This window comes from Mesorhizobium ciceri biovar biserrulae (assembly GCF_001618845.1).
GTDB classification, from domain to species: domain Bacteria; phylum Pseudomonadota; class Alphaproteobacteria; order Rhizobiales; family Rhizobiaceae; genus Mesorhizobium; species Mesorhizobium ciceri.
The window spans coordinates 4,251,098-4,265,167 of record NZ_CP015064.1; the positions used below are offsets into that span (position 1 = coordinate 4,251,098).

The 14,070-nt window shown below is 63.7% G+C and carries 11 protein-coding genes; 4 read left to right on the forward strand and 7 right to left on the reverse strand.

All coding sequences use genetic code 11. From position 1 onward, the window contains the following. Positions 1 to 55: 55 nt before the first annotated feature. Genes A4R29_RS20050 through A4R29_RS20070 form a run of 5 tightly spaced genes read right to left on the reverse strand, consistent with a single transcriptional unit; the run spans position 56 to position 5,728 of the window. The gene (locus tag A4R29_RS20050; protein ID WP_063172693.1) at positions 56 to 943 is read right to left on the reverse strand and encodes an ABC transporter permease; all 888 of its coding nucleotides are present in this window, start codon (positions 941 to 943) and stop codon (positions 56 to 58) included. Then, positions 940 to 1,899, reverse strand: a complete 960-nt coding sequence (locus tag A4R29_RS20055; protein WP_063172694.1) for an ABC transporter permease — start codon at positions 1,897 to 1,899, stop codon at positions 940 to 942. Before A4R29_RS20055 ends, A4R29_RS20050 begins: the two co-directional genes overlap by 4 nt. Positions 1,900 to 1,906: 7 nt before the next feature. After that, positions 1,907 to 3,544: an ABC transporter substrate-binding protein gene (locus A4R29_RS20060; RefSeq protein WP_024503938.1), complete on the reverse strand. Its 1,638-nt coding sequence runs from the start codon at positions 3,542 to 3,544 to the stop codon at positions 1,907 to 1,909. Between the two features lie 34 nt (positions 3,545 to 3,578). After that, a complete protein-coding gene (locus tag A4R29_RS20065) occupies positions 3,579 to 4,355 on the reverse strand; it encodes a DUF427 domain-containing protein (RefSeq protein WP_063172695.1) in 777 nt (258 codons plus the stop codon). Positions 4,356 to 4,369: 14 nt separating this feature from the next. Continuing rightward, on the reverse strand, positions 4,370 to 5,728 hold the full coding sequence (locus A4R29_RS20070; RefSeq protein WP_063173752.1) for an LLM class flavin-dependent oxidoreductase: 1,359 nt from the start codon (positions 5,726 to 5,728) through the stop codon (positions 4,370 to 4,372). A gap of 191 nt (positions 5,729 to 5,919) precedes the next feature. Between A4R29_RS20070 and A4R29_RS20075 the strand changes: the two genes are divergently transcribed. From A4R29_RS20075 to A4R29_RS20090, 4 genes are all read left to right on the forward strand, one after another. Then, on the forward strand, positions 5,920 to 7,728 hold the full coding sequence (locus A4R29_RS20075; RefSeq protein ID WP_063172696.1) for a dipeptide ABC transporter ATP-binding protein: 1,809 nt from the start codon (positions 5,920 to 5,922) through the stop codon (positions 7,726 to 7,728). A 180-nt stretch (positions 7,729 to 7,908) separates the two neighbouring features. Continuing rightward, positions 7,909 to 8,349 carry a cupin domain-containing protein gene (locus tag A4R29_RS20080; protein ID WP_244506844.1) on the forward strand — a complete coding sequence of 147 codons (441 nt, stop codon included), beginning with the start codon at positions 7,909 to 7,911 and terminating at the stop codon, positions 8,347 to 8,349. A 291-nt stretch (positions 8,350 to 8,640) separates the two neighbouring features. Then, the gene (locus A4R29_RS20085; RefSeq protein WP_063172697.1) at positions 8,641 to 10,500 is read left to right on the forward strand and encodes an ABC transporter ATP-binding protein; all 1,860 of its coding nucleotides are present in this window, start codon (positions 8,641 to 8,643) and stop codon (positions 10,498 to 10,500) included. Further along, complete coding sequence (locus tag A4R29_RS20090) at positions 10,500 to 12,392, forward strand: ABC transporter ATP-binding protein (protein WP_063172698.1); 1,893 nt, start codon at positions 10,500 to 10,502, stop codon at positions 12,390 to 12,392. Before A4R29_RS20085 ends, A4R29_RS20090 begins: the two co-directional genes overlap by 1 nt. A gap of 26 nt (positions 12,393 to 12,418) precedes the next feature. On the opposite strand, the gene A4R29_RS20095 is transcribed toward A4R29_RS20090, so the two are convergent. Together A4R29_RS20095 and A4R29_RS20100 are read right to left on the reverse strand one after the other, a co-directional pair. Continuing rightward, the gene (locus A4R29_RS20095) at positions 12,419 to 13,198 is read right to left on the reverse strand and encodes an ABC transporter ATP-binding protein (protein ID WP_013530488.1); all 780 of its coding nucleotides are present in this window, start codon (positions 13,196 to 13,198) and stop codon (positions 12,419 to 12,421) included. Positions 13,199 to 13,208: 10 nt separating this feature from the next. Next, positions 13,209 to 14,057: an ABC transporter permease gene (locus tag A4R29_RS20100; protein ID WP_013530487.1), complete on the reverse strand. Its 849-nt coding sequence runs from the start codon at positions 14,055 to 14,057 to the stop codon at positions 13,209 to 13,211. Positions 14,058 to 14,070 lie beyond the last annotated feature (13 nt).

Sequence of the window (14,070 nt, forward strand, 5' to 3'; positions counted from 1 at the left end):
AGGATGCGCGTCAGGCTTCAATGCAAAAGAGATTTTTTGGCGCCCGGATCAAGGCTCATGCATCGCTATTCTCGAAGGCGCCAATGCCCTGCGCGATCAGGTTGGTCGCCATCACCAGCGAGACGATTGCCGCGGAATTGAAGACGACGACCCACCATTTTCCGCCGGTCAGGAAGCCATAGCCGTCGGCGACGGCCAGTCCCCAGTCGGCCGATGGCGGCTGAATGCCGAGGCCGAGAAAGCTCAGCGTCGCGATCGAGAAGAACGCGTAGCCCAGCCTTGTGACGAGCTCGATGAGGATCGTTTCCCTGATGTTGGGCAGTATCTCCAGGAACATGATGGCGAGCGCGCCCTCGCCGCCGAGGCGCGCGGCGCTGACATAGTCGCGCTGCTTCTGCTCACGCACGGCGGCGCGAACGGTGCGCGCCACCAGCGGCGCGTAGGCGATGCCGATCACCAGGATGACGGTCAGGTTCGACGGGCCGATCGCCACCAGCGTCATGGTGACGAGAACGATGAACGGAAACGCCATCAGCGTATCGAGCAGCCGCGCGCCGATGGCATCGGTGAGGCCCTCGAAATAGCCGAGCACCAGGCCGATGATGCTGCCGGCGGCAACCCCGGCCAGCGTCGCCAGCGGCGCAACCAGCAGGATGTCGCGCGAACCGACGATGATGCGGGACAGCACATCGCGGCCGAGCTGATCGGTCCCGAACCAGTGCAGCGCATCGGGCGGCGTCAGCGTCGCCAGGAAATCCTCGGCATAGGGATCGTAGGGAACGAAGAGGTTGCCTGCTATGGCGCAAACGACCCAGAACAAAAGCAGCAGCAATCCGACCACGACCGACGGCGGCAATCCGGCGAAAGCACTGCGAATCCGGCGCACTGCCGAAAAGCCCGCCACGGCGCGCTGCAGTGCGGGAAACTCGGCCAGATCCGTCATGGCGAGGTCCGGCGGCGTTGCCGCGGATCGAGCAGCGCCAGCAAGAGGTCGCCGGCCGCCGCCGACAGCACGAAGATGGCCGCCATCACCAATACGCCTGCCTCCAGCATCGGGAAATCACGGGCCTTGGCCGCGTTCAGGACCAGATTGCCAAGTCCCTGAATGCCGAACAACGCCTCGATTACCACCAGCCCGCCAAGCATGTATCCGGTCTGCGTCGCCAGCACCGCGATGGTCGGCGTCAGCGCATTGCGCAGCACGTGCCGAAGGATGATCTCGCGCCGCTCGAGCCCTTTCAGGACGGCCGTGCGCGTGTAATCGGCGGCGATCGCCTCGATCACCCCTGCCCGCGTCATCCGGGCGATGTAGCCGGCAAGGTTCAGCACCAGCGGCAATGCCGGCAGGATCAGATAATAGCCATGCGTCCAGAAGCCAGCGCCATCGGGCGCAACGCCGGAGATCGGGAACCAGTTCAGCCACAGGCCGAAAACGATGAGCAGCATCAGGCCGGAGACAAAGTCCGGGACGATGCCAAAGGAGACGCCCGCCATCACGATCAGCCGGTCAATGAGGCGGCCCGCATTGAGACCGGCGACGACGCCGGCGCCAACGCCAAGCGGAACGAGAAAGATCAAAATAATGCCGGCAAGGGCCGCGGAACGCTTGAGGCTTTCCAGCACGAACGGCGCCACCGGCCCGCGCATCGACAGCGAGGTGCCGAAGTCACCGGTGACCGCTTTGCTGAACCAGAGCCAATACTGGACGAGAACCGGCTGGTCGGCGCCTACCCGCTTGTTCAGTTCCGCCACCGCTTGCGCGTCGGCAAAAGGCCCGAGCATGACACGGCCGACATCGCCGGGCAGGACCTGCCCGGCGAAGAACACCAGAATGCTGACCAGCCACAGCGTGAGGACAAGTGTGCCCAGACGCGCTGACAGAATGCGACCGGTCAGCATGTCGCGATCATGCCTGGACGAAGGAAACGCGGTCGAGCAGGAGATGCGAAATCGCGGTGAAGCGCACGCCCTCGACCTTGGAGCTGACGATGCGGCTGTATTGCGAGAAGTAGCTGATGATCGCCGGCGTCTCGTCGAGCAGCAAGGTCTGGATCTTGCGGGCAACAAGGCGCTGTGCCTGCAGGTCGCGCGCCTTCGAGTAGTCAAGCAGCAGCGCGTCATAGGCCGGGTTGTTGAAATGTGCCGCGTTCCAAGCTCCCGAACTCTTTAGCGTGGCGTTGAGGAAGATGTCGGGCGTGCCGCGGTGGCCATAGTCGGTGATGCCGAGCACCGAATCCAGCCATGGCGAACTGCCAAACGTCGCCGAGCCGTAATAGGCGTCCTGCGGCAGGACATTGAGCTTGACGTCGATGCCGGCCTTCTTGGCGAAGTTCTGGATGATGACCGCATAGTCGGGAATGTCATAGGCGCGTTCGGTGGTCAGCGTCACCTCGAAGCCGTTGGGCACGCCCGCCTCGCCAAGCAGCCGCTTGGCCTCGGCAATGTCCTGCTTGCGCTGCGGCACCGATGGATCGGCCGAGGGGAAGATCGGCGCGAACGGCGTGTCGTTGCCGACGATGGCGCGGCCCTTGAGCAGGCCCTTGACCACAGCCTCTCGGTCGATCGTGAGCGCCAGCGCGCGGCGGATGCGCTTGTCGGTAAACGGCGCCTGGTCGGTCCTGAGATGCACCTGGTCGTGCGAGCTCGCCTGCACGCTCAGCAGCTTGAAGTTGGGATTGCCCTCGATCGCCAGCTCCAGCCGCGTCGTGCTTGGGATCACGTCGAGCTGGCCGGCCTGCAAAGCCAGCACCTGTGCCTGCTCGTCGTCGAAGAACTTGATCTCGATCCGGTCGGGCAGCGCCTTGTCGCCCCAGTAATTCTCATTGCGCACGAAGCTGGCGCCTTGCTTGGGGCGGAAGGATTCGAGCTTGAACGGACCGGTGCCGTTGAAAGTCTTCTCGAAATCACCGGCATAGTCGGCAGGCAGGATGACGGCATTGTAGACGTCGGAGGAGACATAGAACGGGAAGTTGCTGTTCGGACCGTCGAGATCGAAGGCGACGGTTTCGTCGTCGACCAGCTTGGCGCCGCCCTTGGACAGGATGCCCTTGTAGGCGGACAACGCCGACGAGCCGCTGGCCGGATCGACCAGCCGCTCGAAGCTCGCCACAACGTCTTTGGCGGTGACCGCGCGGCCATCGTGGAATTTTACCCCTTGCCGCAATTTGAAGGTCCAGCGGCTGGCTGTCTCGTTGGCCTCCCAGGACAGAGCCAGCTTCGGCTGCAGACCATCCTTCGGATCGTCGAGGATCAGATACTCGCCGACCTGGCTGATCACCCCGATGCTGGCCGGATCGGTGACCGAAACCGGATCGATCGCCTTGGTCGGCTGGCCGAGCCCGACGCGAACCGTGCCGCCGCCGGCAGCCGCGGCGCGTGCGCCTCCCAACCCCTGCGAGGCGGCAAAGCCGGTCAGGCCGAGCAGTGCGGCATATCTGAGGAGATCGCGGCGCTTGAGAAAGCCGCCCTGATGTTCGTCGACGGCGACATTCCAGATGTCCCCCGACAGATTGCGAACTGCGTCGATATCTCTGCGTCTGGTCATTTTGAAACCCTGCTTTGAAATGAAGATTGAAAATCTATGCGACGGGCTCGCCGTCGAGATGGATGCGGTCGACGGCCTTCGGATAGAAGGCGATGAGGCCCTTGATCTTCGGCATTTCCTCAATGGGATCCCGGTAGCTCCAGGCGATATCAGGGCGCACCGAACCGTCGCTCAGCAGGCCGGACCAGTAAGAGGCGATGCCCTTGTAGGGACATCGCGTCGTGGTGACGGACGCCGTCAGCCGCTCCAGCCGGATGTCTTCCGCGGGCAGATAAAAACGCGTCGGCAGATGCGTCTCGAACAGCAGCACCGGGCGGTGGCTGTCGGCGATCGGCTCGCCGTCGAACCAGATCTGCAAATGGCTCGAGCTTTGCAGAACATCGATGCGTGCATAGGGATCGCGGGCGTGGACGAAGACTTCCTCTTCCTCCTCGAACCACTGGTCGACGGCCTTCCAGGTGAATGCAATGCGGCCGGCCAGCGGCGCCAGGTTTTCATCCGGCGGCGACACGAACGACCACGCCGCGTTGGCGCTGCGCCTGTCGCCGCTGTCGATATCCCAATAGGCGGTCTCGCCACCGACCGGATGCGGCTCGCGATGCAGCGAAGGTTTCAGCACCGATGGGTCGACCGCTGACGGCGGGAAGAAATAGATCGGCAGGAAATGGTTGGAGCGCAGCGCCAGCACGTTGCGGCTGTCGGCGATGGTGCGGCCGCCGAATTTGACGCGCACACGCTTGGGGCTGTGCAGGACATTGACGAGCTGCGGCGCGGTCGCTTCGCGTGGCTGCAATCTTGGTGCGACGGTCATGATCGTTCTTCCGGTCAGGACACGGCACGCGCATTGTCGCGCTGTTCGGCGAAGCGGTTGGCGGGCCGTGCTAGGCCGAAACGATCGCGCAGCGTTCCCGGCCCGTATTCGGTCGGGAAGACGCCGCGCCGCTGCAGCTCCGGCACCACCTGTTCGGCAAAATTCACCCAGTCTTCTGGCAGCAGCGGGAACATCAGGTTGAAGCCGTCAGCGGCACCCGAAACGAACCAGTCCTGCAACTGGTCCGCGATCTGTACCGGCGTGCCGGCAACCGTCGGCACCGAACCGCTGTTGGCGAGCTTGCGCGCGATCTCGCGCAGGCTGAGATTCTGCTTCGCCCACTGCTTGACCCGGTTGAGCGATGTGCGCCCGCCATTGAACGTGCTTTCGTCCGGCAGCGGCGGCAGCGGCCCGTCCGGCGGGAACAGCGACAGGTCCAACCCGCTCCAGCTCGACAGAAGGTCGATGCCGACCTGATCCGGCAGCAAGGTCTGCAGGTATTCCTGCTTTTCCCGGCCTTCCGCTTCGGAGGCGGCGACGATCGGCAGGATGCCGGGCAGGATCTTGAAGCTCTCCGGCCGCCTGCCGTGGCGGGCCAGCCGCTCGTTGATGTCCTGACGGTATTTGATGCCATCCTCCTTGGTGCTGTAGATGGCGAAGTGCGCATCGGCCTGGGCGGTGGCGAAGTTCTTGCCATCTTCGGACGAGCCGGCCTGGACGATTAGCGGATGGCCTTGCGGCGGCCGCGAGACGTTGAGCGGCCCACGCACCTTGAAGTGCTTGCCCTTGTGATCGATAGGATGGACCTTGTCGGGGTCGGCGAAATGGCCTGACGCCTTGTCGATCAGCAGCGCCTCGTCTTCCCAGCTGTCCCACAGCGCCTTGACGATATCGAGGAATTCGGCCGCGCGCTCATAGCGGAAAGCATGTTCGATATTGCCGTCGCGGCCGAAATTGCGCGCCTCCTCATCCATGGCCGAGGTGACGACGTTCCACGACGCCCTGCCCTTGCTGATATGGTCGAGCGAAGCGAACATGCGCGCCACATTGTAGGGCTCGCTGTAAGAGCTCGACGCGGTGGTGATCAGGCCGATATGCCTAGTCACGCCAGCCAACGCCGACAGCAGCGTCAGCGGTTCGAGGCGGGCATTGGCGTAGTGGGCAACGCCACTCTTGACCGAATCCCAGATCGACACATGATCGGCGACGAAGATGGTATCGATCCTTGCGCGCTCGGCCGCCTGCACGAGTTCGCGGTAGAATTCGAAGTCCAGCACCTCCCGGCCCGGCGCCCTCGGATGGCGCCACGACATCCGGTGATCGCCCTGCGGGTTGAAGAAAAATGCGCTGAGGATCATGTGGTCTCGAGCCATGCCGGCCTCCTTCCAGATCTGCCTCCGGAGACCGTCGCGCTGCTTGCGCAAGCGGTGACAATCTCTGCTGATCCGAGAAAGGTAGATTGCACTCCGGCTTAATCCGAGTAATTTTATAGAGATAATGCATTGCGAAAGCGGAAGCGATTGCCCTCGATGGCAGCGCTCAAAGAAAGTGGTTTCAAGCTCCCATGTCCTCCTCGGTTCTCAAGGTCGACCAGCTGTCCATCGCCTATGACGGGCGCAAGGGGTCGCACCCCGCCGTCAGCGGCGTGTCGCTGCACATCGGCGAAGGCGAGGCGCTCGGCCTGGTGGGCGAGTCGGGATCGGGCAAAAGCTCTGTGGCGCTCGCCATCCTGCGCTATCTGCCGAAGAACGCCCGCCTCGCCGCGTCAGCGCTGGAATTCCAGGGCCGCGAAATCCGCGACCTTTCCGCCGAGCAGCTGCGCCGGCTCAGGGGAAATCATATCGCCGCCGTCTACCAGCATCCCGGTGCTGCCCTCAATCCAAGCATGACGATCGGCCGCCAGATCACCGAGACGGTCATGCGGCATCGCCCGGTTCGCCTCGAAGAGGCGCGCGGGCGCGCCGCCGAACTGCTCGGCCGCGTCCGGGTCAGCCATCCGGAGCGGGTGCTGGATCTCTATCCGCACGAACTCTCCGGCGGCATGCAGCAGCGCGCCAACATCGCCATTGCCATTGCGCTCGACCCATCGCTGCTGGTGCTGGATGAGCCGACGACGGCGCTCGACGCCAGCGTCCAGTCCGAGATCATCGCCATCCTCTCCGACTTACGCAAGGATCACAAAACCAGCATCCTGCTGATCAGCCACGACATCAATATGATCCGCCGCTCCTGCGACCGGGTGGCGGTGATGCAGGCGGGAACCGTGGTCGAAAGCGGCGTTGCGAGCGATGTCTTCGACAACCCCTCTCACGCCTACACCAAGGCGCTCATCGCCTCGATCCCGGCGCTCAACTACACCAAGCGGGACGGAAGACTGGCGGAGACGGACGGCGTGCCAGCGCACCCAATAGTCCAAGGCGAAGACGCCGGCCTGCCAAAAGAACGCCGCATCGCGATCGCCTGCAAAGGCATCAGTCATGCCTTCGGCAGCCAGCCAGTGCTGCACCACGTCGATCTCGACATCGGCCAGGGCGAGACCTTCGGGCTGATCGGCGAGTCCGGTTCTGGCAAGTCGACCCTGGCACGGATCGTCACCGGCCTGCAGACGCCAAGCGCCGGATCGGTCGAACTGTTCGGCAGGACGGTCGCGCCGCGCGTCGAGAAGAGAAACCTTGCCGAACGCCGCGACGTGCAGATGGTCTTCCAGTCGCCGGATCGCACGCTCAATCCGCGCCAGCGGATCGGCACGATCCTCGGCCGCCCGCTGCGCAGGCTCGCCGGCCTGCGCCGCAGCGAAGTGAGAGCCCGCGTCGGCGACCTGCTGCAATCGGTTCGCCTCGCCGGCGCCACGGCCGAGCAGAAGTCGCGTTCGCTGTCCGGCGGCCAGCGGCAGCGGGCGGCAATCGCGCGCGCCTTCGCCGGCGTGCCGAAGGTCGTCGTGCTCGATGAACCGACCTCCGCGCTCGACGTCTCCGTCCAGGCGACCGTTCTCAACCTGCTCAACGACCTGCAGCGCGACAAGGACACGACCTATCTGTTCATCAGCCACGACCTCAGGGTGGTGCGCTACATGGCCGACAGGATCGGCGTGCTCTATCGCGGACGCCTGGTCGAAACCGGCTCCTCCGACCAGATTTTTCGCGGCCCCAACCACCCCTATACGGCCCTGCTTTTGGCTGCGTCCTCCGACGAAGCTGCGCCGAGACTATCCGCTCCAATCGAGATCGAGGCAGCCGGCGTCCCGAATACGGGGTGCTCCTTCGCCGACCGCTGCCCGCTGGTCCTGCCCGACTGCCGAAAGGCGGAGCCGCCGGCCCGAGAGGTCGCGGCCGGCCACCGGATCGCCTGCTGGCGGCACGGCCAGGGTTTTTGAGCGGCTCAACAGCAGTCCGAAGGTCCGCCGCGGCGGGGTTTTTGCGGCAAGCAGATGGTCGATGTGCGAACCTCTCTGACGGCTGCCGCCAAGTTCACGCGGCTATGCCGGGGTTGGGCGCTTCCTCGCATACAATTACATTCGTTTATGCTAATATATTTCAGCCATGCACATTCGTTCATGGCGAACATGTGGGAGGATGCGATGAAAACCATGAATCGCAGGTCTGCAATTGCTCTCGGTGTGACGGCTGCCGCGATAACGCCTCTGTTCACCCTGGCGGCATCAGCGAAGAAATACGGCCCGAAGGAAGGCAAGGAGATTGCGCCCGGTGTCAGGGTGGTTGAGGTCAGCACCGGCAACTCCGACATTCCCGCCTACAAGAGCATCGCAATTGTCGACGTGGTGTTTCAGCCCGGCGCACACGCGCCTCAGATGGTGATGGACAACGATATGGTCTGCACCATTGCTTCAGGTGCGTTCACGATCAAGAAGGCCGACAAGGAATTCAAGCTCAAGACGGGTGACATGTACACCTGCGCCAAAGGCAAGACCGACGAGGCGACAAATACAAGCAAGGAGGTCGGCGTGCATCGGATCGCCGTCCTGATACCTGCCTAGCAAACCGGATTCCGGCCGGATGGAAGGTCGCATGCCGTCCGGCCGGCGCTTGCGTACAGCCGGGCGCTGGCCTCGTCCGGCCAACGCCCTTCGGCAAGATCGGCAGGATTCCGCCGCTGGTGCCAGCCGGGTCACAGCCGCATGTTCGCTTTCCTTCAGGCACAGTGCGATGCCGGCATTGGCTCTTGAAGGGCCAAGCCAGACCCGCGTAGCATAGCGCCAAGTCAACCGCTCACATTGAGTCTGCTTTATTAGTCCGGGCTAACGTCCGGATTGGTTTGGATATTTTCCTTGAACACGCAAGCAACCAGCAGCGCGCCGGAGCGCGGCAAATCGTTTGCTCACGTCGCGGAAGCGTCCTGGGGCAAGGGCCTCAGCACCTTGGTTCGTATCGTGCGCATGACACTGCGCCATCCCTGGCAGGTCGCCATCACCATCGTCTCGACCTTCATTGCCGCGACGCTGCAGCTTTTCATTCCACGCCTGCTGGGACGCGCCATCGACCAGGCGCAAGGTGTGATGGCCGCGGGTGCCGGCGCTGCGGCGGAACAGGCGCTGTGGAACACGGCGCTGACGCTGCTCGTCGTCTCGATCCTGCGCGGCCTCTTCACCATGGCGCAGAACTACTATGGCGAGGCCGTCGGTCATCGCACCGGCTATGAACTGCGGCTGGCCTTCTACGAGAAGATCCAGCGCCTGAGCTTCGCCTACCACGACAGGGTCCACACCGGCGATTTGATCACGCTCGGCCTGCTCGATCTCGACGGCGTGCGCATGTTCTTCTCCACCGGCATTTTGCGTGTGGTGCTGCTCGGCGTGCTGATCGGCGTCGGTGCCTATCTCCTGATCAGCACCGATCTCATGCTCGGGCTGCTCAGCCTGAGCTTCGTGCCGTTCGTTGCCTGGCGGTCCTCGGTCACCCAGCTCAAACTGCGCAGCACCTGGCTGACGTTGCAGGAGCGGCTGTCTGTGCTGAGCCGGGTGATGGATGAGAACCTCGGCGGCATCCGCGTCGTGCGGGCCTTTGCGGCACAGCGGCATGAGCTGGAAAAATTCGACCGCGCCAAGCGCGATGCGCTGGACCTCGCCAATCAGCGCGTCGACATCCGCGTCTCCAACACCAGCGCCATGAACTTCTCGTTCCTGGCCGCCATGGGGCTGGTGCTCTGGTTCGGCGGCCAGAAAGTGATTGCAGGCCAGATCAGCGTCGGCACGCTCGCCCAGTTCCTCACCTTCATGACCATCCTGCAGATGCCGGTGCGCCAGCTCGGGCTGATGGTCAATTCCTTCGCCCGCGCCTCGACCTGCGGCACCCGGCTATTCGAACTGCTCGACGCCGAGCTCGACATCGAGGACGCGCCCGGCGCCAAGGATCTCGTCGTCACCGATGGCGTGCTGCGCTTCCACAATGTCGGCTTCCGCTACGAGGGCGCGGGCGACCGGCCGACTCTGTCGGGCATCTCCTTCGAGGCGAGGTCCGGCGAGACCATCGGCATCGTCGGTCCGCCGGGCAGCGGCAAATCGACGATCGCGCACCTGATCCCGCGTTTCTACGACGTCACCTCAGGCGCGATAACCATCGACGGCCAGGACATCCGCAAGGTGACGCTGCAATCGCTGCGCAAGGCGGTCGGCGTCGTGCAGCAGGACGCGTTCTTGTTCACCACCTCGATCGAGAACAACATCGCCTACGGCAATCCCTGGGCGCGCGAGACCCGCATCGGGCAAGCCGCCGAGTACGCGCAGCTGCACAACTACATCATGGGCCTCCCAGCCGGTTACACCACGGTCGTCGGCGAACGCGGCGCCTCGCTTTCCGGCGGCCAGCGGCAGCGCCTGACCATTGCGCGCAGCCTGATGCTGCGGCCATCGGTGCTGGTCTTCGACGATTCAACCGCGGCCATCGACGCCGGCACCGAGCAGCGGATCCGGGCGGCCATGAAGCGCTTCGCCAGGGATCGCGTGACACTCATCATCTCGCACCGGCTGAGTTCGCTGATGCATGCCGACCAGATCCTGTTCGTCGAGGGCGGCCGGATCGTCGAGCGCGGCACGCATGAGGAGTTGCTGGCGCTCGGTGGACGCTACCGCGCGCTCCATGACCTGCAGTTGCGGCCGGACGATGAGCGGCCCGTGGCGGGAGCCGCGTGATGCAGACATCGGCCGACGACGAGAAGGAAGACACCAGCGGGCCACCGACAAAGGCGGTCGTGGGCTCGCACCGCGACGACGAAGAGGTCTTCGGCAAAGCTTATGACCCGCGCATCGTGCGGCGTATCTGGAGCTTCGTGAGGCCGTATCAGAACCGGATTTTCATCTCACTCGCCGCGGTGCTGGTGTTCACGCTGACGCAACTGGCGATCCCGCTGGTCATCCGCTACGCCATCGACCACGGCATGACGGCTGGCAAGCTCGACCAATCGGTGATGATCGCCGCGATCAGCGCTTTCGCCGTGATCATCCTGATCAACTATGCTGCCAGCTATGTGCAGGAAAGCGTCGTCGGCAAGGTGGCCGAAAACGTGCTGTCGGACCTGCGCCGCGCCATGTTCAGCCATCTGCAACGGGTCTCGCTGAGCTTCATGGACAAGACCGAGGTCGGGCGGCTGATGTCGCGCCTGCAGGGCGACGTCAATTCGATGCAGGAATTCCTCGAAACATCGGTGATGTCGGTAGGCGACATCGTGCTGTTGTTCGGCATTGTCAGCGTGCTTTTGTGGCTCGATTTCCGGCTTGGCCTGCTGACGCTGTCGACCATGCCGGTGCTATTCATCGTGCGCCTTTTCTGGCTGCCGCGCGCCAAGGTCGCCTTCATGGCCGCGCACGAAACCAACTCGATCGCCAACGGCGCACTGGCCGAAGGCATCCATGGCGTGCGCACGGTGCAGAGCCTCGAGCGCCAGCACGTCAATTTCGACCTCTACGACGAAAAGGTGCTGGCCAACCTCAATGCCCATTTGAGGTCGGCGAAATACGCGCAGGTAATGGTGCCTATCGTCGACACGCTGACCGGCATCGCCATGGCAACTGTCATCGTCGTCGGCGGGTCGATGGTGCTCTCGCACAGCCTCGACATCGGCGTCATGGTGGCGTTCCTGTTCTACATCCAGCGCTTCTTCGACCCGATCCGCTCGCTGACCATGCAGTACAGCGTCATGCAGCGCGCCATGGCTTCGGGCCAGCGCATCTCCGAAGTGCTCGACGTGCCGGTCGATGTCAGCGACAGGCAAGGCGCTATCGCGTTGTCGCGCGATATGGACGGCTCGGTCGAGTTCAGGAACGTCACTTTCGGTTATAGGCCGAACCAGCCGGTGCTGAAGAACATCTCCTTCCGCGTCAACCCGGGCGAGACCGTAGCCCTTGTCGGCCCGACCGGATCGGGCAAATCCAGCTCGATGGCGCTGGTGCACCGCTTCTACGATGTCTGGTCGGGTGAGGTTCTGGTCGGCGGCCATGATGTGCGTGACCTGACCCAGGATTCGCTCGGCGATCAGGTCGCGATGGTGCTGCAGGAGCCGTTCCTGTTTTCCGGCTCGGTGCTGGAAAACATCCGCTACCACAAGACATCAGCCAGCCGCGAGAAGGTGGTCCGAGCCGCACAAGCCGTCGGCGCGCACGATTTCATCGAGAACCTGCCAGATGGCTACGATACCGAACTCGAGCAGCGCGGCGGCAATCTCTCGCTGGGCCAGCGCCAGCTGATCAGCTTCGCGCGCGCGCTGGTGGCGGATGCAAAGATCCTGGTGCTCGATGAAGCCACGGCCAGCATCGATTCCTACACCGAGATGCTGATCCAGAAGGCGCTGATCACGCTGCTGGAAGGCCGCACCGGGCTGGTCATCGCCCACCGTCTGGCCACTATCCGCGGCGCCGACCGCATCATCGTGCTGCAGAACGGCGAGATCGTCGAAAGCGGCAACCACGAACAGCTGATGGCAAGAAAAGGCCTCTACGCCCGCCTCTACAACATGAACTACGCCTCGTTCGACGACATTTCCGAAGGCGAGCTGGAACTGGACGCGGCAGTCGGCAAGGCGACGTGATTGGACCTGCAAACGACCGCAAGCGCCTAGGCCATTTCGGGGCGTCTTGACCCCTCGCGGATGGCCTTGTGCACGCCGCGTTGCAGATCCATGAATGCAGGGCTTTCCATCACCTCTTCGCGGCGCGGGCGCTCGATATCCACGTTGAATGTCTGCGTGATACGTCCCGGGCCGATGCCCATGACGACGATGCGGTCCGACAGATAGACGGCCTCCTCCACATCATGGGTGACAAACAGGACGGTCAACCTGTGTTCCTCCCAGATCTGGGTCAGCAATTCCTGCATCTGATGCCGGGTCAAGGCATCGAGCGCGCCGAAGGGCTCGTCCATCAACAGCATCTTGGGCCGGTAGGAAAGCGCGCGCGCAATGGCGACGCGTTGTTTCATGCCGCCCGAGAGTTCGGCCGGATAGCGGTCCGCACTACCAGACAGCTTGACGAGTTCGAGATGCTCCAGCGCGATCCTGCGGCAGGTCGGGCGATCGTAACCAGCGGCCTTGAGGGCAAACTCGATGTTCTGCCGCGCCGTCAGCCAGGGAAGCAGCGTGTAGGACTGAAAGACGACGCCACGGTCGAGACCAGGCTGCAGGATCGGCGCGCCATCGATGCTGAGATCGCCCGCGTCGAAGTCCTGCAGTCCGGCCACGATCGACAGCAGCGTGCTCTTGCCGCAGCCCGACGTGCCGACCAGGGAGACGAACTCGTTGTCGGCAAGATCGAGGTTGATATCGCGCAGTACTTCCGTGCGCCGCTCGCCCGTGCCGAAGCTCTTGTGGAGACCGGCGATCCGCAATTTGGGGCTCATCGGCTGGACCTCATTGCGAGCGGCCCTCTTGCTTGAACAGCACCTTTTCCAGCGCCTTCATCACCTGGTCGGTGATGAGGCCGAGCAGGCCGAGCAGCAGGATGTAGCCGATGATGGTGTTGGTCTGGAAATAGCGCTGGGACACGGTGATGCGATAACCGAGCCCCGAAGTGGCGGCGACGAGTTCGGCCAGCACCAGCCAGGTCCATGCCCAGCCCAGGCTGATGCGCAGCGTATCCCAGATGCCCGGCAAGGCACTGGGCACGACGATGCGCGTCAGGATCTTGCGATCCGGCAGGCCTAGCGTGCGCCCAAGGCCGATGAAATCGGCTGGAACCCGTTTTACATTGTCCATGATCATCAGCACCTGCTGGAAGAACGTGCCGATAAAGATGATCAGGAATTTCTGCGAATCGCCGGTGCCGGCCCACAGGATGGAGAGCGGCACGAAAGCGACGACCGGCATGTAGCGGATGAAATCCACCAGCGGCTCGATGGCCGCTTCCCAGGAACGGAAACTGCCGATCAGCACGCCGATCGGTATCGACAGGGCCGAGGCGATGAGGAAGCCGATGGAGATACGGTACATCGAGGCTTTGAGGTCCAGCCACAACGTGCCGTCGGCCGCGAGCTTGGCGATCTGCATAGCGACGCTGCCCGGCGATGGCAGGAAGATCGGCTTTACCAACCCCAGTCCGGTCGCCGCCCACCAGGCAAGGCCGAGCCCGACGAACACGGCCACCGCGATCACCAGGAAGCGCGACCTGGCGATGGGCACGCCGATGCCGGAGGATCGGCGACGCCTCGCCTGTTTCGTGGGACGAGCCGGATCCGTTTGAGCGGGACGCTCCCCGGGCATCTGCGTCACCACC

Excerpts from the sequence above, each read along its gene's own strand:
- A4R29_RS20095 (WP_013530488.1), bottom strand. The coding sequence starts at position 13,198 with ATGAGCCCCAAATTGCGGATCGCCGGTCTCCACAAGAGCTTCGGCACG.
- A4R29_RS20050 (WP_063172693.1), bottom strand. The coding sequence starts at position 943 with ATGACGGATCTGGCCGAGTTTCCCGCACTGCAGCGCGCCGTGGCGGGC.
- A4R29_RS20055 (WP_063172694.1), bottom strand. The coding sequence starts at position 1,899 with ATGCTGACCGGTCGCATTCTGTCAGCGCGTCTGGGCACACTTGTCCTC.
- A4R29_RS20080 (WP_244506844.1), top strand. The coding sequence starts at position 7,909 with ATGGCGAACATGTGGGAGGATGCGATGAAAACCATGAATCGCAGGTCT.
- A4R29_RS20090 (WP_063172698.1), top strand. The coding sequence starts at position 10,500 with ATGCAGACATCGGCCGACGACGAGAAGGAAGACACCAGCGGGCCACCG.
- A4R29_RS20060 (WP_024503938.1), bottom strand. The coding sequence starts at position 3,544 with ATGACCAGACGCAGAGATATCGACGCAGTTCGCAATCTGTCGGGGGAC.
- A4R29_RS20070 (WP_063173752.1), bottom strand. The coding sequence starts at position 5,728 with ATGGCTCGAGACCACATGATCCTCAGCGCATTTTTCTTCAACCCGCAG.
- A4R29_RS20065 (WP_063172695.1), bottom strand. The coding sequence starts at position 4,355 with ATGACCGTCGCACCAAGATTGCAGCCACGCGAAGCGACCGCGCCGCAG.
- A4R29_RS20075 (WP_063172696.1), top strand. The coding sequence starts at position 5,920 with ATGTCCTCCTCGGTTCTCAAGGTCGACCAGCTGTCCATCGCCTATGAC.
- A4R29_RS20100 (WP_013530487.1), bottom strand. The coding sequence starts at position 14,057 with ATGCCCGGGGAGCGTCCCGCTCAAACGGATCCGGCTCGTCCCACGAAA.